Genomic DNA, 26,082 nt, shown 5'->3' with positions numbered 1-26,082 from the left:
ATACGTCAGACCATGAAAAAAATGTTAAAACAACCGCAATTGCGGGTTATTTAATTTTTCCAGATCAGCATCATAAAAATTAGAGATCGTTACTCCCAAAAGCCGCACCTTTTTATTCTCCATGTCCGCTTTGCTGAAAAGATCCATTACTTGTCGGAAAATATCTTCCGCTGTATTCAGGTAAAACATACTTGTTTTGCTTCTCGTTATCTGTGTAAAATCTGCAAATTTTATTTTCAAGGTCACGGTACGGCCTTGTTTTGCTTTACCCTCTAATCTTTTTTCCAATTTTTCGCACAACACATTCAATTCCTTCAACATTTCCTGCTCCTCTTTAAGATCCGTTTCAAACGTATCTTCTATACCAATAGATTTGACGATCCGATTAGGCTTTACCGGTCGGCTATCCTCTCCACGCACCATGTGGTAGAAAAATTTGCCGGATTTTCCGAATTTGCGGATCAATTCATCCTCGGTAAACTCCTTCAGCTCTCTTCCCATATGTATACCCATATTTTTCATTTTTTCAGCTGTCACTTTGCCCACGCCAAAAAACTTATCAATAGGAAGCTGTTCTAAAAAAGAAATAATTTTAGAAGGTCCGATAAACGTTAATCCATCCGGCTTTTGATAATCCGAAGCAATTTTCGCAATAAACTTATTGACAGATACACCCGCTGATGCCGTTAATCCCAATTCATTACGAATAGCCGCTTTAATTGCTTTGGCAATTTCAATTGCAGAGCCTATCCCCTGCTTGTCTTCCGTCACATCTAGATAAGCCTCGTCCAGTGAAAGCGGCTCTATCAAATCGGTGTATCGCTTAAAAATTGCCCGTATCTGTTTCGAAACTTCCCGATATACATCAAATCGAGGTCGAGTAAATAGCAGATGCGGGCAACGCTGCAGCGCTTGTCGGGAAGACATCGCCGAGCGCACTCCGAATTTCCGGGCCTCGTAACTCGCCGTTGCCACTACGCCTCTACCATCCGGCGAACCTCCCACTGCAAGTGCTTTGCCTCGCAATTCTGGAAAATCACGTTGCTCCACCGACGCATAAAATGCATCCATGTCAATATGAATTATCTTTCGTCTATTGTCGCTCACGCTATTCCTATTTCTTTCCAAAATTAAAATGAAATTTCGTATCCAAGTATAGCATAAAGTAAAACCAAGAAATATTATCTTTGGCATTTTGCTTTACGTATTAAAAATACATTTTTATAACCATACGCATGAAGATTAAAATTGGACTATTGTTAATGACTGCAGGTTGCCTTTTACTTACGCTCCAAAGCCAGGCGCAGGAAAGAGACGACCGGGCAACCATCTTAAATTTCAAAGGGATACAATACATGAGTAATGACTCTTTGTTCTACACCAATTTTAGATTTCGGATGCAAAATAGACTCGGTTTCAATAATGTGTTGGATAACGAAGATAATGATAAGTTCGATGCCCGAATCCGCAGGCTACGTTTACGGATGGATGGCTACATTTATACCCCTAAGATCTCCTACTCTATACAGTTAGCATTCACGCGCGGTGATCAGGATTTTGACGATAGCGGCGTTCCAAATATCGTACGTGATGCGGTCATTTTTTACAATTTTACCGATGACTTTTACATTTCTTTTGGACAGAACAAATTACCCGGAAACCGTCAGCGTGTTAACTCGTCCGGTCAATTGCAATTTGCAGATCGATCGTTAGTCAACAGCAACTTTACAGTAGATCGAGACTTTGGTATGTCTTTTAACCTAAGCAAGAAAATTGGTCAGATGCCTATACATGCAAAAGCGGCCATCTCTACAGGTGAAGGACGTGCAGCGCTAGGCACAGATAATGGTTTAGCTTATACCGGTCGTGTTGAATTTTTACCCCTGGGAGATTTTACCAATGATGGTGATTACTCCGAAGGAGACCTCGAGCGTGAGGAAACACCGAAACTTTCCATCGGGGGTGGGTATAGTTACAACGACCGCACGACCAGAGAAGGTGGACAGCTTGGACGGTATGTAAAAAATCCGTTCACGCTCAAGACTTCTTTTGCTGATGCAATCTTCAAATATCAAGGATTTGCTTACCAAGTGGAATACATGCGCCGTGACGTGAAAGATCCATTCAATGTCGTGGACGATCAATTTAATCAAATTGACGGTCCCGAAGACGAGTTGACATATGCACAAAAAGGATGGGGCGTGAATCAGCAAGCATCCTATCTTCTTAATAAAGGATATGAAGTGGCGACCCGCTACACCTATATAAAACCGCATCAGCAATTGCGGGATTATGAAAATCAGCTGGATGTTATTGAACTGGGATTGACGAAGTATATGAAGGCTCACCGATTGAAATTCCAGCTCAACGCAAATTATACCGTACCAAATGGGGATTTTAGTAATAAAAATAGTGGTAACTCGTGGGGCGGAACTTTCCAGATCGAGCTAGGGATATAAGGTTATTAGCCATATCCAACGGATTATCGTATCTTTATAGCATTGAATGTAGCTAGAATGAAATATTACCTCATTGCTGGAGAGACCTCTGGAGATTTACACGGCGCTAATCTGATTAAAGCCTTAAAAAAAGAAGACACAGAAGCTAGCTTCCGTATTGTGGGTGGAGATCAGATGTACGAGGCATCTGGACAAACGCCTTTGATACATACGTCAGAAATGGCATTCATGGGGTTTGTGGAGGTGATCAAAAATCTCGGAAAAATCCGAAAAAACCTAAAGTTGGTCAAAGAGGATATTACAAAGGAAAGTCCGGACACCTTGATCTTAATAGATTTCCCCGGATTTAATCTTAAAATAGCGGAATTTGCAAAAAAAATTGGCATCCGTGTCTGCTATTATATCTCCCCAAAAATCTGGGCATGGAACCAAGGTCGGGTACATAAAATCAAAAGAGTCGTTGACCACATGTTCTGTATCCTCCCTTTTGAAGTGGATTTCTATAAAAAATATAATTATGTAGTAGATTACGTTGGCAATCCCCTGCTGGATGCGATAAGTCAATACAAGTTCAATGCCGCTTTCAAACAAGACAACGGGCTTAATGAACGTCCTATTATCGCTCTGTTGCCTGGCAGTCGGAGAATGGAAATTGAAAAACTCTTGCCCGTTATGGTTGATTTGTATTATCTTTTCCCCGCACATCAGCTCGTCATCGCAGGAGCTCCTAATTTTGACGAGGATTACTATCAGCAATATATCGGTGATTTACCGCTAAAGGTAGTCTTCCAACAAACCTACGACCTTCTCAAACACGCAGAAGCCGCGGTCGTGACCAGTGGTACCGCTACACTGGAAACAGGTATTTTAAAAGTACCGCAGGTCGTCGTTTATAAAGCCAATAAATTGACGGTATTTTTAGCTCGTCGCCTCGTAAAGGTAGAATTCATTTCTTTAGTAAATCTAATCAACGGCTTTTTATCCGTTCGGGAATTTATTCAGGGAGAATGCGATACGCGTACTATCGCCGATGAACTAGGTGAGCTTATCACCAATAAAGAACACCGTGCAAGTGTGTTAGAAAACTATGACCTATTGGCGGAAAAACTGGGCTCGCCGGGAGCTTCAGAAAAAACAGCAAAACTTATCGTTCGATATTCATCCGGCGAAACAAACTAAACTATTTACCTTTTTGTTATTCTAATATAACATACGTAAATAGTAGAAATCATGAAAATAACACACATATTAAGTATAGTCTTCCTATTCTTGGGTTCTTCTTTCCTATCGATAGCCCATGCACAACAGGAACATATTGCCAGATTAGAGTTGGGCAAGAAGAAAAAGAAAACCTTTAATAGCCGTGACTCTTCTGCGGTCATCTATATTGATACGCTTATTATGAAAGACAAATCCTCCCTGCAGTTTTATGGAAAAAAAGATATCAAATTGGTCGTAAAACATGCCGAGATAGGAAAAGGCGCGTTTATCAGCGGTATCGGTGGGCAAAATAATGCTTCCGACTTCGACATTGATATTAACCTTAACAAATTGGGTTCATTATACGTAATTGCCCGTGGTCAAGATGCCATGAATGGAACGAAAACCGATCCCAATGGGGATGGTGGAAATGTCAGTTTTAAATACGATCCAAATGGTATCACACCACAAACAGCCGATAAGAAGCAAGCAAATTACGTATATATCGATGTCTCTGCGGGCGGTAGGGCTATTAATCCTGTTTCGGATTTAAATCAGATCTATTCACGTATAGCGATGTCAGCGCCGGGTCTCCGTGGAATGCCTCAAGGACAAGTTTATTCTGGTTCACCAGGTAAAGAAGGAAACGCTGTTATCACAGAAAGTAAATAGTATTTTTTTGTCGCTCAAGCCGCGACGTGGCTTTTACTTTTTTTACCTCAAAAAAAGTAAACAAAAAAACTCGCCACTTTAAAATTTTGAAGGGATGGATAATGCATATATTATATTTCTACATATTTCAAAATTTTACATGTGGCATTAAGAGGGTAAAAGTGGGTTCATGCAATTGTATTGTCCCCTCCTTAACATGAAAATGTCGCATCCGGATTTTTGATAACTGTAGAGATCTATCCTTAGCACTTCCCTCCCTGTCAAACATCCGAAGTGACGATTTTTTGCGCAACTTTTTTCTAAAAAAAGTTGCTAAAAGACTTTCCTACTATTACTTTCAATAAATTATCGTAATCAAAATACATATTCGCTATGCGTTGCACATCCGCAGCAGTCATGTTGCGGATGATTTCATTATAACGTGTATAATAGGATAAGTCGAGTCCATAAAAATATACCGCTTTAAACTTATCGGCATGTGAAAAAACAGACTCGATAGAACCTAAGATAGAGCCCAACATATAGTTCCTCACTAAGGCTATCTCCTCCTCGGAAACCGCTGTATCGCGTAAGACACGAAACTCTTTTTCTATTTCCAACAGTGTAGCCTGCGTACTATCTACACCTACCTCGGTAGCAATAGTGAAGAACCCAGTATGCAGTAAACTCGCAAAGGCAGATCCAATACTATAGGTAAATCCTTTCTTTTCACGGATGTTCCGCATCAAACGGGAACCAAAATAACCACCAATAAGTGTATTCACAAACTGTATTGCGGGAAAATCGGGATGTGTACGATTAATGGCAGGCATACCTAACCGTATAGCGGATTGCAGGGCTTCTGCACGCTCTTCCCATACCGTGGTCGGAACAAAAGCCGGAAATTCTGGTGTCACGATACGACTTGCTCCTCCATTGTTCTGCCACTGTATCCCAAATAGCTCGCGTATTTCAGCTAATACTTCATCGGTAATATTCCCCGATAAAATCAACGTACAATTTTGAGGTTGTACCTGCTTCTGATATAGCGCAATCAAATCATCTCGGTTCAACTTTTCATAAGCTTCTTCCGTCGGAACCTGCCCATATCTACTTTCTCCAAACAGGTTTTTGAAGAAAAGTCGGCGTGCCACGTAATCATTCTTTTGCAAGGAAATTTGTAGGGTCTGCTTGTTGTTACGGATGTAGGTTTCCAACTCTACTTCGGGGAAAATAGCATCATTCAATATATCGTGTACAACAGGTAAAACCGCACTTAGGTGTTTATTCAATGAATAAAGTGTTAATGCAGTTTGATCGAAACTATATTCCGGCATAAGATAAGCACCATAAAAATCGATTTCCGCTGCGATTTGTGTACTCGTCCGTGTTTTCGTACCTTCTTTTAACATCTGGCAAGCACAGGTATGTAGAAGAGAATTTTCTGAACCGTCGAATATATTCTGAAAAATAAATTCAGCTTTTACCAACTCTTGTGTGGGTGCACTGAAAACAAAAACGCGTAGTCCATTATCAAAAACCACCTCGTCTGGCTGAACAAGTGTAATATCCTGTATGTCATGACGTAACGGTGCTATAACTCTATTCAGCATGTTGTTGTTTTTTAGCATAATAAATAAGGGTGGACGAATTTTCTGGAATAAAAATTTCTTGCGCCATCCGTTGAATAGCAGCCGGTGTTATGGCAAGGTATCGATCTACTTCCTGATTATACCAATCTGCATTTCCCAGCACTTCAAAAAAAGCCAAGTTCATGGCTTTATCCAAAATGGAAAGCTCTGCAAATACCATTGTTGATTCGATTTTGTTCTTCACTTTCTGCAATTCCGCTTCGTTCATCAGTTCGGTTTTCAATATATCGAGTTGGTTCCACAACAATGTCTCTGCCTCTGCCATGTCTATATGCGGTAACGGCTTCCCTTCGACAACCATAAGATTCGGGTCAATAGAACCACACACATAAGCATTCACCTCGCTGAACAAGGGCTGGTCTTTCACCAACGCCCTATAGAGCCGAGAAGAACTTCCACGCGAGAGTATATCAGACAACAAATCCATTATCGGATAATCCGGATGCGTACGTCCTGGACCATGAAAAGCAATGTAAATACTATTTACCGGTACATCCGCATGTACTTCCTCTCGTCTCGGAGCTAATTGCTTGGGTTCTGCAGGCAATTTCCGTACGGGCTTAGGTCGCATGGGGATATCAGCAAACCATTTTTCTGCTAATGCTTTTACTTGATTAAATGTTACGTCTCCCGCGACCACCATAATAGCATTGCTCGGTACATAATGCTTAAAGAAAAATGCTTTCACATCTACCATAGTTGCCTCCTCAATATGGCGAAGTTCCTTACCGATTGTTGCCCAGCGATAGGGATGTTCTTTGTATGCAAGTGGCCGCAAACGCAGCCAGACATCGCCATAAGGTTGATTAAGGTAACGTTGTTTAAATTCTTCACTTACTACATTTCGCTGCACTTCCAGACTTTGTTCGCTAAAAGCCAGACTCAACATCCGGTCACTTTCTAACCAAAATGCTGTTTCCAGATTAGCAGACGGTAGCGTAATATAATAATTGGTAATGTCATTGCTTGTAAAAGCATTATTTTCCCCACCAACTTCTTGCAAAGGTGTATCATAGTTTGGAATGTTGACGGAACCGCCAAACATTAGATGCTCGAAAAGATGGGCGAAGCCGGTTTTATCCGGAGATTCGTCTCGTGCTCCCACATCATATACTATATTCACACAGGCCATCGCTGTGGTATGGTCTTCGTGTACCAATACACACAAGCCATTATCAAGTGTAAAACGCTGATAATTAATCATAAAAAACTATTATAGGTTAGACTGTCCAGTCTACTCCTTTTTTTAATAAAGACAATGTTCTTTCCTCTTCCGAGCCAGCTTTCGGTTTAAAATCATACGCCCAATTGGCCTGTGCCGGTAAACTCATCAATATGGACTCTATACGCCCATTCGTTTCCAATCCGAAACGGGTTCCGGCGTCATACACCAAGTTAAATTCTACATAACGGCCTCTACGTAATAATTGCCATTCTTTCTCCTGCGGGGAGAATTTACGATGTCTGTTACGGTTCACCAATTCCGTATAAGTAGGCACGAAAGTTCGGCCCAGATCACAGGAGAATTTAAAAAGCTGTTCATCGGTCAGCCCTGTTTTTTCAGGTGTTAGCTTATCGTAGAATACACCACCTATCCCCCGTGTTTCTTGCCGATGTTTAATATAAAAGTAATTATCGGCCCAGGTCTTAAATTCCGGATAAAAAGTAGCTTGATGCTTGTCACATACATTTTTCAACATGTGATGGAAAAAACGAGCATCTTCTTCTACCACATAATGCGGTGTAAGATCAATCCCTCCTCCAAACCAGCGAATATTTTCACCTAGTTCAAAGTAACGTATATTCATGTGGATTATGGGCACCCATGGGTTATTTGGATGGATAACAATAGACACACCCGTGGCAAAAAAATCTTCTTCTTCAACTTGGAAAGATTTCTTGATAGGGTCTGGGAGTTTTCCATGGACAGCAGAAAAATTAACACCTCCTTTTTCCAATATATTACCATGCTGTATAATACGCGTGCGACCACCGCCGCCCCCCTCCCGTTGCCATAATTCTTCTACAAAAGTGGATTTTCCGTCTAAAGCTTCCAAACCAGAAGTAATTTCATCCTGAATGGATTTATAAGTTTCCGCTATCTGATCTTTTGTTAAACTCATTTACGTTAATTTTTCTACTAGTTTTTTGACTTCCACATTCGCCGGCTGGCGGTGATATAAGATTTCATACACCATATGGCAGATGGGCATATCCAATTGATAGCGCTGGATAATATTTTGAATACATGCAGAAGCATAATAGCCCTCAGCGACCATATTCATTTCCAATTGTGCTGATTGCACCGTGTAGCCCTTTCCTATCATGTGACCAAAAGTACGGTTTCTGCTAAATTGTGAATAGGCTGTTACTAAAAGATCACCAAGATACGCTGATGTCTTAATATCTCGGTCAGTCTCCGGATCTATTGCCGATAAGCAGGTTTCCATTTCCCGGATCGCGTTCGAAATCAGTACGGCAATGAAATTGTCTCCTAGACCCAGCCCATGACATATTCCTGCAGCCAATGCATATATATTTTTAAGTACAGCCCCGTATTCTACGCCAAAAACATCATCGGAAAGGACAGTATTAATATACCGCCCGCGTATAAGTGTTGCAACACGCTCTACAGTCCGTTCGTCTTTCCCTGCTAAGGTTAAATAAGATAGCTTTTCTGAAGATACCTCTTCCGCATGGCAAGGTCCCCCAATAACAACTATATTGTCTAACGGAACCTGATAAGTTTCGGTTAGGTAATCACCCACAATAAGGTTATCATTCGGAATAATACCTTTGATAGCGGATACAACAATCTTATTGGAGAAATCCTCCGCTTTTACCCCCTTTAATGCCTCTTTTACATAAGCTGACGGCGTGTTTAATACAACAATATCTGATTGTTGAATAACAGATTTTGCATCCGAAAACAAATTATCCGGTTTTACAGAAACCTTTACAGCACTCAAATAACTGGGGTTATGTCCGTAAGATCGGATGTATGCCAAATCTTCTTCCTTTCTAACCCACCATAAAATATCTTTCTCTTCTGCATTATCGCCAAGCATCTTGATCATGGCCGTTGCCCAACTTCCACTTCCTACGATGCCTATCTTTTGCACAGATTCATCCATATATAGCTTTTTCCTGGTAAAGGTTACAAATATACACTTTATTAGTGAGTACGTTTACACCCTATACATCAATAAAAATATGAGATAAGCACAATACAACGATACAAAAGTAATCCCTTCTTTTCTCGACACCATCCCATCAGATTTAAATACGGGATAACAGACCAAAGCAACCAACGCCGCTAACGGCAAATCAAACCAAAGAATATCCGCGGATACACCAATACTTCCCGGTGTAAAGATACTGGTAATGCCCAAGATGATAAAAATGTTGATGACACTACTCCCTAGTAAATTTCCGACAGCTACGTCCCGCTCCCCCTTAAAGGTGGCAACTATTGTAGTTGCCAATTCCGGGGCGGAAGTACCTATGGCAATAATGGTCAATCCAATGACCGCATCGCTCATACCGAAATGTTTGGCCATCTCGACCGCACCATCAACTAACTTTTCTGCACCGTAGATGGTCGCCACGATTCCGCAAAACAACAGCATAAAATTCCAAGCCCAGACCTTCTTATCTTTCTTCTCATACAGCGGAGGCGTTTCATATTCCTCCTGAAATTCCTTTTGTACATAAAAAGGCTCCTGCCTACTTGTCCGCACGATGATCGTTAAATAGACAATTCCCAAAATCAACATAATCAGGCCATCCCAAGTACTAAGCTCCCCATCTAATGACAACATCAGTAACAATACGGCTGCAATAATCATTGTATACATCTCCGTTTTAATACTTCTTAAATTCAATGGTAAAGGGCGAATAGCTGCACTTAGTCCAAGAATAAACAAGATGTTCACCAAATTCGTTCCGGCAATATTACCAATGGCAATATCCCCTGCACCTTCGCCGATAGCGGTTAGACCTACCGCCAGTTCCGGCAAACTGGTTCCGATAGAAACCACAGTAAGCCCGATGACGATCGGACGAATATTCAGTAACGTCGCGATTTTAGATGCACCTTTCAGTAAGATTTCGGCGCCGACGGTGATAATTATTAATCCAAATAAAAAAGTGATAACGGCTGAAAAAGTCATAAATCTCGATTAGATGATAAACAAATATGCTGTTTTTACGTTAATTTCTATACATAAACACTTCAAAATGACCAAAATCACATTTTTCACAATGACTAATCCATATCTTTATTGAACGTTAATTTTTAATCTGATACGATGACGAATACCGATACTTCAAAAGACAACATCACTTTTTTTCATGCAAAATCCGTCGATGAATCTATCGAGATGCTAAAAACCAATCGCTCATCTGGTTTATCCGAAAACGAAGCCCAACAACGGCTATCCGCTTACGGCCCCAATCAACTAAAGGCCCAAAACCGTAAATCTATTTTCAAAATGTTTCTTGCCCAATTACGGGATGCGTTGATTTACGTGCTATTTGCGGCCGTAGTTATTACTATGTTCATGGGCGAATATCTTGATGGCATCATTATCATTATCGTTATCCTTATTAATGCCACACTAGGTGTTATCCAGGAAATAAGAGCCGGAAACGCTATCGAGGCGCTGAGAAAGATGGCGACCCCGAAAGCTTTGGTAAAACGTGATAATCAAGTGAAGGAAATCGGCTCGGAAAACATCGTGCCGGGGGATATTGTTATTTTGGATGCTGGCCGTTATATTCCTGCTGATTTACGCCTCGTTGAGAGTGCGAACCTGCAAATTGACGAATCAGCCTTGACCGGTGAATCCGTAGCAGCAGAAAAAGATGCGTTCGCTGTATTTTCGGAAGACTATATACCACTCGGCGACCGTGACAATACAGCCTACATGTCTACCTTGGTTACCTACGGGCGAGGCATTGGCGTGGTAACGGGTACAGGTGCAGATACCGAAATTGGGAAAATAGCAGGTATACTTAGCCAGGATGACGAAACCAAGACGCCACTCGAAATTCGTTTGGACCAACTTGGGAAAACACTGGGTAAAGCGGCACTGGCTATCTGTGTGCTGATTTTTATTATATCCTTCTTTCAAGGAAGAGATCTTACCGAAATGTTTCTAACATCCGTTTCCTTAGCCGTTGCCGCTATTCCAGAGGGATTAGCGGCGATTGTTGCTGTCGTACTCTCCATCGGGGTAACGAAAATGGCCAAGCAGAATGCTATTATCAAAAGGCTTCCCGCCGTCGAAACATTAGGCTCTGTAAACATCGTTTGTTCAGATAAAACGGGAACACTGACACAAAACAAAATGACCGTTCAAGAGTTCTTCACCTTTACTGACAAAACACAAAAGATTGATGACAAAACCTACCTATCCGCAGAAGCCCATTTGCTTTCTTCGGCCATGGTGTTAGCCTCTGATGCTACATTGGAAAACGGAGACAGCACGGGCGACCCTACCGAAATTGCCTTACTGCAGCTAGCGGACAATTTAAAAATTGACAGAAAAGACTTATGGTCATCACAACCAAGAATAGACGAGCAAGCTTTTGATTCCAAACGCAAAATGATGTCGACCCTCCATCAACAGGAAGATAAATTCATGCTTTATGCGAAAGGTGCTATAGACAGTCTTATTTTGAAATGCAAACATGTTGTAGAAGATGGTGAAATTATCCCTCTTACGGATACGCATAAAACCATCCTGACCCATGCCGCCGATGCTATGTCGGATAAAGCTTTACGTACATTAGCCGTCGCCTACAAACCTCTGGAAAAGCAAATTGATCGTGAAGATTTCGAAAAAAACCTAGTGATGATTGGCGTCGTAGGTATGATAGACCCTCCTCGCGAAGAGGTTAACGATTCGATCGCAACAGCCAAAGAAGCCGGAATCAGTACGATTATGATCACGGGAGATCATAAAAACACGGCCTTGGCAATCGCTAAGAAATTGGGCATCGCTTCTGAACGCTCGGAGGCAACAACCGGAGCGGCGATTGATAATATGCCGCAAGAAGAATTGGAGTCACATATTGGCGAATACAAAGTATTTGCTAGAGTCTCTCCTGAACATAAGGTAAATATTGTAAAAGCTTTCCGGGCAAAAGGCAATATTGTTTCGATGACCGGGGACGGTGTAAACGACGCGCCTTCGCTTCATGCCGCAGACATCGGCGTGGCCATGGGAATAGAAGGCACGGATGTAGCCAAAAATGCTTCCGACATGATTTTAGCAGACGACAATTTCTCGACCATCATCGTCGCTATCGAACAAGGGCGGAATATTTACAACAACATCAAAAAGTCCGTTGTCTTCTTACTCGCCTGTAACGTTGGTGAAGTCATTACCATGTTGGTAGCGATTGGTGTCGGTTTACCTATACCGCTCATTGCGACACAGCTGCTCTGGATTAACTTATTAACGGATACACTACCTGCGGTAGCTTTAGGTATGGATCCGGGGGACAAAGATGTGATGAGAGAAAAGCCAAGACCATTAAATGACAATTTCTTCTCTCATGGAGCCGGCAGACGTATCATTTTAGCAGGTATCCTTATTGGTCTTCTGACAATCGTTGCTTTTGTTGGTGGCTATCAGGCAAAAGGATACTCTCCTTTTGCCGATAATATTCCCGAAAACATTCACGAATATGCGCGCACGTTGGCCTTCCTAACCATCATTGGCTGTCAGCTATTCTATTCATTCTCTTTCCGTCATGCATACAAATCTATCTTCCGGGTGGGATTCTTCTCAAACCGCTACCTGTTTGGCGCCGTAGTCATCGGTCTATTGTTGCAATTGATCGTACTCTACGTACCGTTTATGACAGCTGCTTTTAAATTACAGGCCGTCGGAATACAAGAGTGGCTTGCTGTTTTTGGATTGAGCATTATACCATTACTAGCAAATGAAATAGTGAAAGTATTTGCTATTTCCCGACAACAATAGCGGCACCATTGGGTTGCAAAGTCAGTTTAAACTGTTTGTCTTTCACAACCTTGACTTGATTTTGTTTAGGATTCAATTGGTGATCATCCGAATACAATACGGCTTGCCCTTCGGAAAGCATCGGTAAAGAAACAGATAGATTTTTAGCTTCTGTTTCCGCATTGATTCCAGCGATATACCAAGTATCGCCATGTCGACGTGCCAAAACAACGTACTTGCCGGGATAGCCATCAATAAACACCGTCTCATCCCACGTGGTAGGCACTTCCTTCATGAAATCAATCACAAAATTGGGGTATTCCGATAGGTTATTTGGTGTAACACCAAAGTTTTGCACCGGTGTTTGGAACAAAATTGCCGTTGCTAATTGAAAGGTTTCGCTCGTTTTGCGGATAGTCCCACCATTGTTCTCGCGGTTATGGCGTTTATTCAGCAATACCGGCCCGAAATCCATCGAACCCACTGCATTCCGGATAAACGGATGCAAGGTTGCGTTATACGCTTCTGTGTCATTCGCATGCTGGGTAAATATTAAATTTTCCGACGCCAATACCGCTTCACTTCCTACAAAATTGGGATACATCCGTTCCCATCCTCTCGGTAACGTACAACCATGAAAAATAACGACTAAACCGTGATCATTTGCATCCGACAAGATATCTTCGTACAGCTGCATCGTTTGCTGCTTATCGCCACCAAAGAAATCTACCTTGATTCCTTTAACGCCTATACGCTGCATCCATGCCATCTCTTTTTTCCGTGCTACCGACGTATTCATGCGGTTTTTAGGTCCTTGTGGCGCGTCATTCCAAAAACCATTGGAATTATACCACAGACAGATCCCAACATTTTTTTCTTTTCCATAAGCGACTAATTCCTCCACTTTGTCGTGACCAATTTTTGTATCCCACCAGTTGTCTACCAATGCAAATTCCCAGCCCATATCGGCCGATAGATCGATAAATTTCTGCTGATCTTCAAAATTGATACTGTTATCCTGCCACAATAGCCAGCTCCAGGTAGAACGTCCAAATTGATAATCTTGAGTGGGTTCATAAAGTGGCTTTACCACATCAAAAGCAATAGTCGTTTCCACAATAGGTTTTAGGTCTTTCCCAACCGTCAATGTACGCCAAGGTGTGTAACCCGGCAAATTCAACGCAGGCTGCGTACTTCCCAGTCCATTATTTTCTCCTTCTTCCGGAAATGCGATCTGGTAAAGCCCATCTGCTGTACCTTCGCTCAATTTCGCCCCACAATAAAGGCTACCCACACCGGTTTCCGACACCAACACCCATCCGCGGTCGCCTACGTGAAATAATGCCGGAAAGGTATACCCTACACCATATTTAGAAGGTGTACCCATAGGCTCATCCGGTACATATTCCTCCTCATAACTGGGCTTCGTTTTCATCCAACCAATCATCGGTGTGGCCTGTGGCGTCAAAAATGTCGTCGTAACATCCGGAAAATCAAAACCACTTAGCTCCTGATGGATAATCGCATTTGCGGGTTCTCCGCTTTGTGGTATACCATAACGAAACGCTACGTTGTTGTTGCTGACCTGAAAAATGAGTTCCAGTTTTAGCTTATCATTATTCTCGAATGTAAAGCTATGCTCATTTGCCTGATAATGCACCGATCTCTTTTTAATCTTCGGTTCTTCGTAACGTTCGTCTATTTGGCGGGCCTGCTGGTCGACCAAGCGTAGTCCGCTAGAAAGATCACCTAAATGCGTCTGCAGACCTAATGGTGATTTTTCGAGCATTTCCTGCCCATCCAACATAACGGAATAATATAACCGTCCCTGGTCTGCTTCCAATTGCACCGAAAGCTGACCATCCGGACTAAGCATCTTCATTTCCTGCGCTTGTGCAGTAGATAGAAAGAATACGCATAAAGCGCCATACATAAATTTCAAATTCATATAAGAATAATTTTATTTGTTTCTGAAGTTAGGCTGCCACTCGATAATATGTACTGTTGTCGGCTCGGCATCAAGCAGACCTTCTCCATCTTTTTGATCCGTTTGCTGTACGTACAAAGCTAAATGTTTTTTATTTCGCCATAATTCGGTATCGTATGTCGGTTCCCAAGCCCCCACAGAACCAGATGACAGGTCTATTATTTCAAAATTATCTTCGCGGACATCATTCAGTTTCAACACCGAAGCTTTACTACCGCGCTCCTGATCCCGAAAGAGCAATAAAAGTGATGTTTTATCTCCTTTCCCTGTAACTAACAGCTGAGGCCTTGAAATCGGTATTTCTTTGGTTCCGTGTCCGCTTAAAGAGAAAGCGGTTTTCCGAAAATCCAATGACTTTACCTGCCATTTGCCGTTCGCCAAATAGATGATTTTATATTGAGGAACTTGGGTATCCGCGGATCGCCAATAAGTCGCAATAAACGGATTTCCATCTTCATCCGCAGTCATCGCCGTTTGGTTAATCAATTCACTTTGTTGGGGGATCCATGCCGCATACTCTGCATTCTCTGCCGTAATGGGCAAACTATACAATGTACCATCCGTCCTTTGCCACGTCAGTCCGCCGTCTTTGGAACAAGCATACGCCATATCGTGGTTGCTCGCTACATCGGGTGATTCTCGCCATACCCAAGAAACATGAATCGTTCCTTTTTGATCCACATAAGCCTGCCAATAAGCATTCCGTTGTCCCTCTCCGCTGATCAAATTGGTATGCAGACGTGTCCATTTTTTCTGTACGAATTCGTATTTGTTGATAATCAAGTTGCCTGCTCCAGAGCCGCCATCCCGATAGAAAAAAAGAAGATCACCATTGGGTAACGCAAAAAACTCAGGATACGTCACCCGACTTTCTTCCGATCCCACCATAATCTCCTCTTCTCCCAACTGCAATCCCTCTGGCTCGATACTCTTCGCGTATCGCAAACGCCCATTGTGGTGATCCCAAGCAACATGCAGGTAACCATCACCATCAACCATCATGCTGATGACGTTATGCGCATCCGCCGCATGACCGGTATACGGTGTTTGTTTTACTGTCCAGCTCTCGCTATCCAACTCTCGTTTTCCTAACGTCAGGAAGCCATTCCCCTCATAATAAGATATAAATTGAACATGGTCATTGCTGACTAAGGAGTTTTTTCTAAATACCGCGGTGTTCACTGTATTTTTAGCCCAGCCCAAACCGACGTCCATCACACGGGCGTCTTGAGGCTGCGCCAGAACAGCAATCGGCATAAAAAATATACCGACTACTATCGTGATCCATATTTTTCTGATTATATACATATGCTTTTACTTGTCTAAATACCGGTACATTTCCGAACCCGCCAATAAAAAAGCGCCGACACCAAAACTCGCCGTCGAATTGGAATCAACCACCTGACCCGGTATCGCTTTTTCACCAATAGGCTGTACATAGCCCACACGTCCATCAGCTTGCAGGGCTGTTTCACTCAAAAATTTCCAGCCTGATTGTGCGGTGCGGAGATAGTCTTTTTCCGATAAAAAGCCATTGTTTATCCCCCAAAGGAAACCATAAGTAAAGAATGCCGTACCACTGGCCTCGGGTCCAGGTGCATGCTGTGGATCCAACATACTGCGTGTCCAATAGCCTTCTTTCTGTTGAGATGTAGCAATCGCCTTTGCCATATCCTGATAACGTTGTACATAATAATCGTAGTGCCGATGATCCGCTGGCAAATCCTGTAGCACCTTCGCCAATCCCGCAAATACCCATCCGTCTCCACGCGCCCAAAAGTCTTTTTTTCCATTTTCAGATTTATGCTTCGGATAGACATACTTAGCATCCCGATAATACAAAGACTCCTGTTCATCATACATGATACTATCTGCATATTGCAAATAGACATACATTTTGTCGAGATACCGTTCATTACCGGTTAGCTTATATAACTTCGTCATCACCGGCATCACCATATACAGGCCATCTGCCCACCACCAATAGTCGTTATTAGGCGTACTCATCTGGTATTCCATAACCTCTTTAGCCCGAGCAACCTTATGTGGTTGAGGATCCAGATTATACAGATCGATATAGGTCTGGAAACATATCTGCCAATCACCAAAGAGAACGTAGTTATCTTTTTCACCATACGCGTATTTCCACTCCGTTTTGTTACCAGACTTTGCGCCTTTCCAGGCATTATGTTCTGCCCAAGCTTCCGAATAAGCCCGATATGTTTCATTCTGGGTCAATTGATAGAGTTCCATATTTCCCGTATGGTATGCCGCGATATCCCAAAAGGACCAAACAGTCGGTTTGTTATTTTCCTGCCAGTAGCTATTGACCCTGTTTAACTTCGACATCACATCCTCCTTGTTCAGCCGCTGACTAAATGAAGCGGAGGAATACAGCAATAAAAAACAAATGATAAGGTTTACACGCATCTCTTCTTTGGTTAAAATTTCTAGATTAAACTTTTGTACACCCGTACGCAACAAAGATATCTATCGTCCATCAAAGCCATGTTCAAATAAAAACTATTTACCTCCTAAATTCAGCTCACGACACGCATTCCTCTTTTTTTGAATCGTATTTAAACCTCTTTGACCCAAAAAACCCATATCGCAAACACATTTACTGGCTAGCTTTGCATGAGCAGGCAGGAGTTTCTGGAAATAAATGTAAAAAAAACATTTAAAATAACAGATACATTTTTTATTTTTAAGCTACGATATAAAATATGTACAGGCTCGGCTAGCGTCAAAACAAACCTTATTTCGATTGTAAATTATATTATTAAACACACATGAATAAAAGACTTCTTACATGCTGTTTATTCCTATGCAGTACATTTTTGACACATGCACAGCCCGGCACCCCGGTAGAAAAAGATTTTGTAGGCTACCTTTTCCCCTATTTTACAGGAAATGCGGTAGAAGAAGAGCAAGTACATTACGCCATTAGTAACGATGGCTTCAATTATGTGGCGTTAAACGGCAACAAACCCGTATTGAATGCTAAAGACATCAGTTCTACCGGAGGGGTTCGTGACCCTCATATTCTCCGTCGTCACGATAACAAATCTTTTTATATGGTATTGACCGATATGACCTCTTCCAAAGGATGGGATTCCAACCGGGCACTGATTTTATTAAAATCGGAAAACCTAACGGATTGGACATCACATATTATCAATATACAACAAAAGTATCCGAATCAGGAAAATCTAAAACGCGTCTGGGCGCCTCAAACGGTATTCGATGAGAAAGCGCAAAAATATATGGTATACTGGTCCATGCAGCATGGCGATGGCCCGGATATCATTTATTATGCCTATGCCAACGCGGATTTTACAGATTTAGAAGAAGCACCTAAACCGCTTTTTATACCGAAAGACAAAAAACCTTGCATTGACGGGGATATTATCTACAAAAATGGCATCTACCATCTTTTCTATAAAACAGAAGGACATGGCAATGGCCTAAAAAAGGCGATGACAGACGACTTGACTTCAGGCGTTTGGATTGAGCAGCCGGGATATAAACAACAAACGACGGAGGCCGTAGAAGGATCGAGTATTTTCAAACTGACGAATAGCGATAAATATATTCTGATGTATGATGTCTATATGAAAGGTACGTATCAATTCTGCGAAAGCTATGATCTGGATGAATTCCACGTAATCGACCAACAGATTAGTATGGATTTTCATCCACGACACGGAAGCTTGATCCCTATTACCCGGAAAGAATACCAGCACCTGTTGACGACCTACGGTAAACCGGCAAACTTTCAGGCGGTGCAACAAAACAACCCCATATTGGAGGGCTATCATGCTGATCCCGAAATCCTTTACGCTGAAAAAACGGGTAAATATTACCTCTATCCCACCAGTGATGGATATACCGGATGGTCAGGCGATTATTTCAAAGTATTTTCCTCCGATAATCTGAAAGACTGGCAAGAAGAAGGAACCATATTAGATCTCAAAACCCAAGTACCTTGGGGCAACCGCAATGCTTGGGCTCCCGCCATCATCGAGAAGAAAGTCGGTAAAAACAAATACAAATACTATTACTATTTCACCGCAGCACAAAAAATCGGTGTTGCCGTAGCCGATCACCCTACCGGGCCATTTATCGATTCTGGCAAACCACTTGTAGCGACAAAGCCGGAGGGTGTACGTGGCGGTCAGGAAATTGACCCCGATGTTTTTCAAGATCCGGTAAGTGGGAAATATTATCTCTATTGGGGGAATGGCTACGGAGCAGTTGCGGAATTAAATGATGATATGGTCTCCCTTAAAGAAAACACCACAAAAGTCATTACACCCGACGAAACATTCCGCGAGGGCTTCTACGTATTTTATCGTAACGGAACGTATTATTTCTTATGGTCAGAAGACGATACGCGTAGCGAAAATTACCGTGTGCGATACGGCACATCCAAATCGCCTACCGGTCCGATTGAGATTCCTGAAAACAACCTCATTCTGACTAAAAATCCAGAACTGGGTATTTATGGTCCAGGACATAATTCTGTTTTGCAGATTCCGGGCAAAGACGAATGGTATATCGTTTACCACCGTTTCAGTCGACCGAATGGCATAAAAATGGGCGATGCGGCCGGTTATCACCGCGAGGTGTGTATCGATAAAATGGAATTTAATGAAGATGGCAGCATCAATCCGGTTATTCCGACGTTATAAATCTTTTTCATTACGCTTATGAAGTTAAAAAAATTGATCCATATATGTTTCCTATCTACCGCAATAGGAACAACACTACAGGCACAGACACAAAAACAACTGGACTATTTCTCACTGAATGATGTCCGATTACTTTCCGGACCATTCAAACATGCGGAAGAGCTCGACCTAAATTACCTGTTGGAACTGGACGTCGACCGGCTACTAGCACCTTTTTTACGCGAATCAAACCTACCTCCTCTACGGAAAAGCTATACTAATTGGGAAAACACCGGTTTGGACGGACATATAGGTGGTCATTATGTCTCCGCCTTATCCTATATGTATGCATCCACAGGTGACGCTCGTATCAAAGAACGCTTACACTACATGCTTGCGGGTCTCAAACGCTGTCAAGATGCCAATGGCGATGGCTATATTGGCGGTGTTCCGGAAGGGAAAGAACTTTGGGATGAGGTTAGACGAGGCGAGATTAAGGCCGGCGGATTTAGTCTAAATGGTAGGTGGGTTCCCCTATATAACATCCATAAAACATACGCCGGTCTTCGTGACGCTTATTTAATGACACGTAATGAGACTGCCAAGGAGATGCTGATTAAGCTGACCGACTGGGCAATCGCGCTGATAGACCAGTTGAGTGATGAGCAAATACAGGATATGCTACGCAGTGAACATGGCGGACTTAATGAAACGTTTGCTGATGTGGCGGCTATTACGCAAAATCCAAAATATCTGACGCTTGCCCGTAAATTTAGTCAACGTGCGGTATTGCAACCGCTATTGGATCAAGAAGATCACCTGACCGGTAAACATGCCAACACGCAAATACCAAAAGTATTGGGTTTCAAACGTATTGCTGATATCGCCCATGACGAGCAATGGGCAGACGCAGCTCGCTATTTTTGGGAAAATGTCATCGAACGGCGTTCAGTATCTATTGGTGGGAATAGTGTCAGTGAACATTTTAACCCCGTAGACGACTTTTCCAAAATGCTGCAAAGCATCGAAGGTCCGGAAACCTGCAATACATATAATATGCTGCGCCTGACACGTATGCTGCACCAAACAGACCCCAAAGGAAAGTACCTCGATTATTATGAGCGAGCGCTTTATAATCACATCCTCTCCACACAACATCCGGAGACTGGAGGGCTGGTCTATTTTACGCAAATGCGTCCGGGACACTACCGGGTGTACTCGCAGCCGCATACCAGTATGTGGTGCTGTGTTGGATCTGGCATTGAAAATCATGCTAAGTATGGCGAGATGATCTACGCGCATCAGGATGACAACCTGTTTGTGAACCTATTTATTCCTTCCAAATTGAACTGGCAGGAGAAAAACGTCGAGTTCATCCAAGAAAATAATTTCCCCGAAGAGAACAGGACACAATTTACGGTCTATCCTAAATCTAAAACGAATTTTGCACTACATATACGTAAACCCAGCTGGGTAACGGATGAACCAACGATCTTGCTGAATGGCAAACCGTTTCAAGCCTCTTCTGCCAAAGACGGATGGATCACGATGGACCGTACATGGGCAGCAGGCGATCGGATATCCGTCGAGCTTCCGATGGGAATCTATACCGAGCAACTGCCCGATCGCTCAAATTACTACAGTCTCTTGTATGGACCGCTTGTATTGGCAGCCAAAACGGGAACGGAGGATATGGATGGCCTCTTTGCAGATGATAGCCGAATGGGTCATGTTGCCCATGGCAGACAGATTCCTTTGCGGACTATGCCCATCCTAACGACAGCGCCAGAAAACATTCCGAACTTGGTACAGCCGGTAGAAAATACACCGCTACACTTTACGCTAACAGGATTGTACAGTGGAACGGAACAGCACAGCATGGAGCTTCAGCCATTTTATCAAACACATGATAGCCGGTATATCATTTACTGGCCACAGGCTACCGCTGAGGAGCTCGCCGCCCTACAAGAGAAAACAGAACGGGAAGAAAAAGAATCCTTGCGCCTCGCCGACATCACGATTGATCGGGTCGTGAGTGGGGAACAACAACCTGAATCGGATCACTTCATCAAGGAAGAAAATACGCAAGCGGGAAGCATCGAAGATGTACGCTGGCGGGAAGCAAAAGGTTGGTTTAGCTATACGATCAAAACAAATCCGAAAGAAAATGTACAACTGTACATCAGATACCTGGAAGAAGAAAATCGGAAAACAAACATCTTCATCCACGATCAGGAGATCGAGAAGCTACAGACAGACGCCAATGCATTGGGCGAAGTGAAAACAGCTGTTATTCCGATTCCGGAGACATGGAACGAAAGCAGCCCTTTGCAGGTAAAAATTTCGACAGATGAGGGTGCAACCAGTCATAAGATATTGGAGATACGAGTGATTAAAGGTAACTTTAACCAATCATATAGACATAAATAGTGACCAAAGCATTTGCATATTGTTTTTCTTTTTTTCTTGTCCTTATTGGTGAGATAGGCTCTTCCTTGGCGCAACAGATTGGTGTTACGCCCATAAAAATTGAGCAGGAGCTCCCGTCTTTAACGGTCAACAAAACCTTCCAAGATGATGCCGGTTATATTTGGTTTGCAACAGCCTATGGGCTCAGCCGATTCGACGCATTCAATTTATTAACCTTCAAACTTCAAGATGACAATGGAACGGTTGCTCCTCATCAAAATATCCTGACCATCAACGAAAGCAATGGTTATCTTTTATTGGGTACAGAAAATGGATTGTATACCTTAGAAAAGGAGACTTACCGTATTGTGTCATTCCCGGATTCAAGTTTACGGGGACAACGTGTCGCGGCGATACTTGTTGATAAACAATCTAGGATCTGGATTGGAAGCCATAGTGCGATTTATGTATATAATAAAGATTTCAGCTTACACGCCGTATATAAATCCGGTTCAGAAGGATCAAACACCATTCCTCCCGGATCAATAAGCAATATATTTCAAGATCAAAACGGAGATATATGGATCGCTATATGGGCTGCGGGTCTTCACAAATTAGACGCCAAAACAAACACGTTCAAACCGCTTCCCCCGATAGGACTGGCCAACAACCCTTTTAAAATCACACAAGACGATCGAGGCCAATATTGGGTTAGTACTTGGGGGGATGGTCTTTTTCTCTTCAATCCGGACGAGAAAGAAAATATGTACCGGGAAATTATCATCAAAAACAAAAGAAGGAGTATTGGAAAGGAGGAATTGGTATACAATATCGTACAAGACCGTGTAAAAAAATATATTTGGGTGCTATCTTTTTCGGGTATTTCAACCTATCACTACACCGACGACGGCCGCATTGAAGAGATAGATTTCGCTCCCCTTTTTCAACACACATCCAATTTTTTCCAAGACATCTATGAAGATCGTTCGGGTGTGCTGTGGCTTGCGATCAGCGGCAACGGTATTTCAACGATCAGCTTTGACAGACCAGTCATGCGCAGTTTCGAATTGCCACAGATACGACAACGATACAATATATCTCCCAGTATCAACATGCTGTATAGCGATCGTGAAGATCAATTGTGGTTTAATCTGGAGCGAATCGGTCTAGGAAAATTTGTCCCGCAAAAAAATGAGCTCGAAACGTATAGCAACCTCCGTTTTAAGGATTTATTATCGCTACGGGCGGTTAATTGTGCATTGGAGGTCGATAATGAGTTATGGGTAGGCGGTGCATATGGCACCATTATGAATATATTCCGAAAAGAAAATGGCGGACTCACGTTGCTTCGTACAACGGATCTGGCGCATCATGCTGATCATATTGGTATTCCTCATGTCCTTTTTCTAGATAGCATGGGTAATTTGTGGATCGGAACCAGCCATGGGGTAATGTACCGAAAAGCAGACGACAAAAAACTATATCACGTCGAAAATATAAACGATTATATTGTCGCCATAGCACAAGATGCCCACGGTAAAATATGGGTATCTACAAAAGACCAGGGTATTTATCAACTAGATAATCAGCCTCATTGGAAAACCAGCGGCCATATAGGCAAAGAAACAATTGGATTGCAAACCGACCAAATCGAAACACTGGATGCTGACAACCGGGGGTACTTATGGATAGGTACCAAAGACAACAGGTTACTTTCTTTTCATACGGAGCGTGGAGAGGTCGAAGAATATGCTAACACGCAATTGTTTTCCTCGAATCAGATTCTACACGTTGTCTGCCTGGATAGTACGGTGTGGGTTTCTACCACGAGAAACGTTTATAAACTGTTTCCTACAGATAAACGTATTTTTGAATACAGCGCCAGTGATGGGGTTCCGGTCAACATGTTTACAAAAGGAGCATACGCCGTTGATAAGAAAGATAAAAATGTTTACTTTGGGGGGAATAATGGTATTGTCCAATTCTGGGAGTCTCCCTTTGCACCGAGTCACCAATCGCCTGTTGTCATTTCCGACGTTAAAATCAACAACCAATCTGCCCTTCTCTACTCCCTTCATAACAAATTCGATTTTCAAGGGAAATCGCTGGTATTGGATCCAGAAGATCAAAGTTTGGAAATTCTGTTTTCTTCTTTAGAATATACACATCCGAACAAACTACGATATGCCTACAAACTGGAGGGAGTAGACAAAGATTGGGTATATGCTCCACGAGAACGTTTATTCGCAACTTACAACAACTTGGGTAAGGGGGAATATACCTTCCTGATCAAAGCGACGGACCTAGACAATCAGTGGAGCTCGGAAGTCACCCGTTTACACATCCGAAAGAAACCGGCTTTTTATGAAAGTAATTTGGCGTATCTCTTGTATACATTATGTGCCTTGGGCATGGCGTTTGTTGCCATCCGGTTCTATACCAATCGTCTCAAATTGCGAAGCGACCTCCGGATTGCCCAAATCGAAAAAGATAATGCGAATAAACTTGTTCAAACCAAGCTTAGCTATTTTACCAATATCTCCCATGAGCTATTAACACCGCTTACTATCATCTCCTGCCTGATCGATGACGTACAGATGATCACCAAAAAGAACCTGACACAATTTGATAAAATGCGTTTTAACCTTGATCGGCTAAAACGGCTTTTGCAACAGATTTTGGACTTCAAACGCGTAGAGAATCAACAAATGGCGTTACGCGTTGGTCGGGAAAATATGATTACTTTTATCCGTAATATCTGCACCGTCTATTTCAGCCCGTTAGCAAAACGGAAAAACATGGCGTTTGAAATTGTTCAAGGCGACTGCATACCTGAAGGCTACGTAGATGCCGACAAACTCGATAAAATTATCTTTAATCTACTTTCCAATGCATTCAAATACACGGCGGATGGTGGTCGCATACAACTCTCCTTCCATACGGAGCATCTTAACGACATTACACATTTGATCGTCAGCGTGCAAGACACCGGGATGGGGATCGCTCCGAGCGAAATCGATAAGATATTCATCCCGTTTTACAACAACAGGTTGGCTAGACAACAGGAGACTAACGGGATCGGCCTGGCCTTGACCAAGGAACTGGTGGAGCTTCATCATGGAACCATTGAGGTGGATAGTATCGTGGGTAAAGGATCGACATTTACCATCCGAATTCCAGTTGAAAAAGGGGGCTATACCGCCGAGGAACTCCGCGAACTGCACGATAGCTTTATCGATTCGGAAAATCTAATGACGGAAGTGAACGAGCTACCGAAGACTCTTCCTGAGCAGGAAGAAGGTAAAAGTGACGTCCGAATATTATTGGTTGAAGACAATGAAGATTTGCTTCAAACAGTAAGAAATCTGTTATCAAGAACCTATCAAGTTTATATTGCCCGACAAGGAGAAGAGGCCTTGGCCATTTTGAAAGAAGAGGAAATAGATATCGTTGTCAGTGATATCATGATGCCGGTTATGGACGGACTAACGCTTTGTCGTCGGATAAAACAAGATCCGGAAATAAACCATATCCCGGTCATCTTACTGACCGCTAAAAACAGTATCGACGACCGAATTGAATGTTATCAGGCAGGTGCCGATAGTTACATCAGCAAGCCTTTTGATTTGAAAGTATTGGAAGCGCGTATACACAGTTTCTTAATCCACAAGCGTACCAAGCAGGAAGATTTCAAAACGAATCCACAGATTAATATCTCTTCGCTCGATTATACGCCACAGGATGAGCAGTTCTTGGAAAAAATGATTGCGGTGGTGGAAGAACACTTAACTAATGATCAATTTGATGTGGTTGCGCTTAGTCACGAATTAGGTTTATCGAAATCTACCTTGTACCGGAAAACCAAAGCGCTGCTGGATTTATCGCCAAGTGAGTTTATCAAAAATATCCGGCTCAAGCATGCCTGCCAAATGATGGACAAAGACAAGTCCATTTCGGTCAGCGAAGTTGCCTTTGCTACCGGATTTTCAGATCCTCGCTATTTCTCTACTTGTTTCAAAGCCGAGTTTGGGATGACTCCTTCGGAGTATCAGAAAGCTGCGCGGGAGGAATAACAAA

The 26,082-nt window shown here is 42.6% G+C and carries 16 protein-coding genes; 7 read left to right on the top strand and 9 right to left on the bottom strand.

Translation table 11 applies throughout. The features are described 5' to 3' along the window. Positions 1-24 precede the first annotated feature (24 nt). On the bottom strand, positions 25-1,071 hold the full coding sequence (gene dinB, locus EWE74_RS02120; RefSeq protein WP_239018524.1) for a DNA polymerase IV: 1,047 nt from the start codon (positions 1,069-1,071) through the stop codon (positions 25-27). Positions 1,072-1,235: 164 nt separating this feature from the next. On the opposite strand from dinB, the gene EWE74_RS02115 reads away from it, so the two are divergent. Genes EWE74_RS02115 through EWE74_RS02105 form a run of 3 tightly spaced genes read left to right on the top strand, consistent with a single transcriptional unit; the run spans position 1,236 to position 4,331 of the window. Beyond that, on the top strand, positions 1,236-2,459 hold the full coding sequence (locus EWE74_RS02115; RefSeq protein ID WP_130139888.1) for a porin: 1,224 nt from the start codon (positions 1,236-1,238) through the stop codon (positions 2,457-2,459). A gap of 57 nt (positions 2,460-2,516) precedes the next feature. Continuing rightward, a complete protein-coding gene (lpxB, locus tag EWE74_RS02110) occupies positions 2,517-3,638 on the top strand; it encodes a lipid-A-disaccharide synthase (RefSeq protein ID WP_130139887.1) in 1,122 nt (373 codons plus the stop codon). 51 nt (positions 3,639-3,689) lie between these two features. After that, positions 3,690-4,331 carry a hypothetical protein gene (locus tag EWE74_RS02105; RefSeq protein ID WP_130139886.1) on the top strand — a complete coding sequence of 214 codons (642 nt, stop codon included), beginning with the start codon at positions 3,690-3,692 and terminating at the stop codon, positions 4,329-4,331. Positions 4,332-4,630: 299 nt separating this feature from the next. On the opposite strand, the gene EWE74_RS02100 is transcribed toward EWE74_RS02105, so the two are convergent. From EWE74_RS02100 to EWE74_RS02080, 5 genes are read right to left on the bottom strand one after another with little or no spacing between them, the layout of a single operon-like run. Next, positions 4,631-5,923, bottom strand: coding sequence for a M16 family metallopeptidase (locus EWE74_RS02100; protein WP_130139885.1), 1,293 nt, complete (start codon positions 5,921-5,923; stop codon positions 4,631-4,633). Then, a complete protein-coding gene (locus EWE74_RS02095) occupies positions 5,913-7,166 on the bottom strand; it encodes a M16 family metallopeptidase (RefSeq protein ID WP_130139884.1) in 1,254 nt (417 codons plus the stop codon). The genes EWE74_RS02100 and EWE74_RS02095 overlap by 11 nt, the downstream gene beginning before the upstream one ends. Positions 7,167-7,182: 16 nt before the next feature. Beyond that, positions 7,183-8,085 carry an oxygen-dependent coproporphyrinogen oxidase gene (gene hemF, locus EWE74_RS02090; RefSeq protein WP_130139883.1) on the bottom strand — a complete coding sequence of 301 codons (903 nt, stop codon included), beginning with the start codon at positions 8,083-8,085 and terminating at the stop codon, positions 7,183-7,185. Further along, positions 8,086-9,096: an NAD(P)H-dependent glycerol-3-phosphate dehydrogenase gene (locus EWE74_RS02085; protein ID WP_130139882.1), complete on the bottom strand. Its 1,011-nt coding sequence runs from the start codon at positions 9,094-9,096 to the stop codon at positions 8,086-8,088. It abuts the gene before it with no gap. A gap of 54 nt (positions 9,097-9,150) precedes the next feature. Further along, positions 9,151-10,134 (bottom strand): calcium/sodium antiporter, encoded by a 984-nt coding sequence (locus tag EWE74_RS02080; protein ID WP_130139881.1) that lies wholly within the window; start codon positions 10,132-10,134, stop codon positions 9,151-9,153. Between the two features lie 138 nt (positions 10,135-10,272). Between EWE74_RS02080 and EWE74_RS02075 the strand changes: the two genes are divergently transcribed. After that, a complete protein-coding gene (locus EWE74_RS02075; protein ID WP_130139880.1) occupies positions 10,273-12,957 on the top strand; it encodes a cation-translocating P-type ATPase in 2,685 nt (894 codons plus the stop codon). On the opposite strand, the gene EWE74_RS02070 is transcribed toward EWE74_RS02075, so the two are convergent. From EWE74_RS02070 to EWE74_RS02060, 3 genes are read right to left on the bottom strand one after another with little or no spacing between them, the layout of a single operon-like run. After that, positions 12,938-14,884: a glycoside hydrolase family 97 protein gene (locus tag EWE74_RS02070; RefSeq protein WP_206365115.1), complete on the bottom strand. Its 1,947-nt coding sequence runs from the start codon at positions 14,882-14,884 to the stop codon at positions 12,938-12,940. The two genes, EWE74_RS02075 and EWE74_RS02070, sit on opposite strands and share 20 nt — an antisense overlap. A 12-nt stretch (positions 14,885-14,896) precedes the next feature. Beyond that, on the bottom strand, positions 14,897-16,231 hold the full coding sequence (locus EWE74_RS02065) for a BNR repeat-containing protein (RefSeq protein WP_130139879.1): 1,335 nt from the start codon (positions 16,229-16,231) through the stop codon (positions 14,897-14,899). A gap of 6 nt (positions 16,232-16,237) precedes the next feature. Beyond that, a complete protein-coding gene (locus EWE74_RS02060) occupies positions 16,238-17,353 on the bottom strand; it encodes a glycoside hydrolase family 88/105 protein (RefSeq protein WP_130139878.1) in 1,116 nt (371 codons plus the stop codon). Positions 17,354-17,715: 362 nt separating this feature from the next. Here EWE74_RS02060 and EWE74_RS02055 point away from each other — a divergent pair, with 362 nt between their 5' ends. The 3 genes from EWE74_RS02055 to EWE74_RS02045 are packed head-to-tail and all read left to right on the top strand — an operon-like array spanning position 17,716 to position 26,078. Beyond that, complete coding sequence (locus tag EWE74_RS02055) at positions 17,716-19,617, top strand: family 43 glycosylhydrolase (RefSeq protein WP_130139877.1); 1,902 nt, start codon at positions 17,716-17,718, stop codon at positions 19,615-19,617. 18 nt (positions 19,618-19,635) lie between these two features. Next, on the top strand, positions 19,636-22,026 hold the full coding sequence (locus tag EWE74_RS02050) for a glycoside hydrolase family 127 protein (protein ID WP_130139876.1): 2,391 nt from the start codon (positions 19,636-19,638) through the stop codon (positions 22,024-22,026). Continuing rightward, positions 22,026-26,078: a hybrid sensor histidine kinase/response regulator transcription factor gene (locus EWE74_RS02045; protein ID WP_130139875.1), complete on the top strand. Its 4,053-nt coding sequence runs from the start codon at positions 22,026-22,028 to the stop codon at positions 26,076-26,078. The genes EWE74_RS02050 and EWE74_RS02045 overlap by 1 nt, the downstream gene beginning before the upstream one ends. Positions 26,079-26,082 lie beyond the last annotated feature (4 nt).

The sequence above is a fragment of the Sphingobacterium corticibacterium genome (assembly GCF_004208525.1).
Taxonomy (GTDB): domain Bacteria; phylum Bacteroidota; class Bacteroidia; order Sphingobacteriales; family Sphingobacteriaceae; genus Sphingobacterium; species Sphingobacterium corticibacterium.
The sequence above is the reverse complement of the archived record's forward strand: the minus strand, read 5'-3'. Positions and strand labels throughout refer to the sequence as shown.

Excerpts from the sequence above, each read along its gene's own strand:
- dinB (WP_239018524.1), bottom strand. The coding sequence starts at position 1,071 with ATGGATGCATTTTATGCGTCGGTGGAGCAACGTGATTTTCCAGAATTG.
- EWE74_RS02115 (WP_130139888.1), top strand. The coding sequence starts at position 1,236 with ATGAAGATTAAAATTGGACTATTGTTAATGACTGCAGGTTGCCTTTTA.
- lpxB (WP_130139887.1), top strand. The coding sequence starts at position 2,517 with ATGAAATATTACCTCATTGCTGGAGAGACCTCTGGAGATTTACACGGC.
- EWE74_RS02105 (WP_130139886.1), top strand. The coding sequence starts at position 3,690 with ATGAAAATAACACACATATTAAGTATAGTCTTCCTATTCTTGGGTTCT.
- EWE74_RS02100 (WP_130139885.1), bottom strand. The coding sequence starts at position 5,923 with ATGCTGAATAGAGTTATAGCACCGTTACGTCATGACATACAGGATATT.
- EWE74_RS02095 (WP_130139884.1), bottom strand. The coding sequence starts at position 7,166 with ATGATTAATTATCAGCGTTTTACACTTGATAATGGCTTGTGTGTATTG.
- hemF (WP_130139883.1), bottom strand. The coding sequence starts at position 8,085 with ATGAGTTTAACAAAAGATCAGATAGCGGAAACTTATAAATCCATTCAG.
- EWE74_RS02085 (WP_130139882.1), bottom strand. The coding sequence starts at position 9,096 with ATGGATGAATCTGTGCAAAAGATAGGCATCGTAGGAAGTGGAAGTTGG.
- EWE74_RS02080 (WP_130139881.1), bottom strand. The coding sequence starts at position 10,134 with ATGACTTTTTCAGCCGTTATCACTTTTTTATTTGGATTAATAATTATC.
- EWE74_RS02075 (WP_130139880.1), top strand. The coding sequence starts at position 10,273 with ATGACGAATACCGATACTTCAAAAGACAACATCACTTTTTTTCATGCA.
- EWE74_RS02070 (WP_206365115.1), bottom strand. The coding sequence starts at position 14,884 with ATGAATTTGAAATTTATGTATGGCGCTTTATGCGTATTCTTTCTATCT.
- EWE74_RS02065 (WP_130139879.1), bottom strand. The coding sequence starts at position 16,231 with ATGTATATAATCAGAAAAATATGGATCACGATAGTAGTCGGTATATTT.
- EWE74_RS02060 (WP_130139878.1), bottom strand. The coding sequence starts at position 17,353 with ATGCGTGTAAACCTTATCATTTGTTTTTTATTGCTGTATTCCTCCGCT.
- EWE74_RS02055 (WP_130139877.1), top strand. The coding sequence starts at position 17,716 with ATGAATAAAAGACTTCTTACATGCTGTTTATTCCTATGCAGTACATTT.
- EWE74_RS02050 (WP_130139876.1), top strand. The coding sequence starts at position 19,636 with ATGAAGTTAAAAAAATTGATCCATATATGTTTCCTATCTACCGCAATA.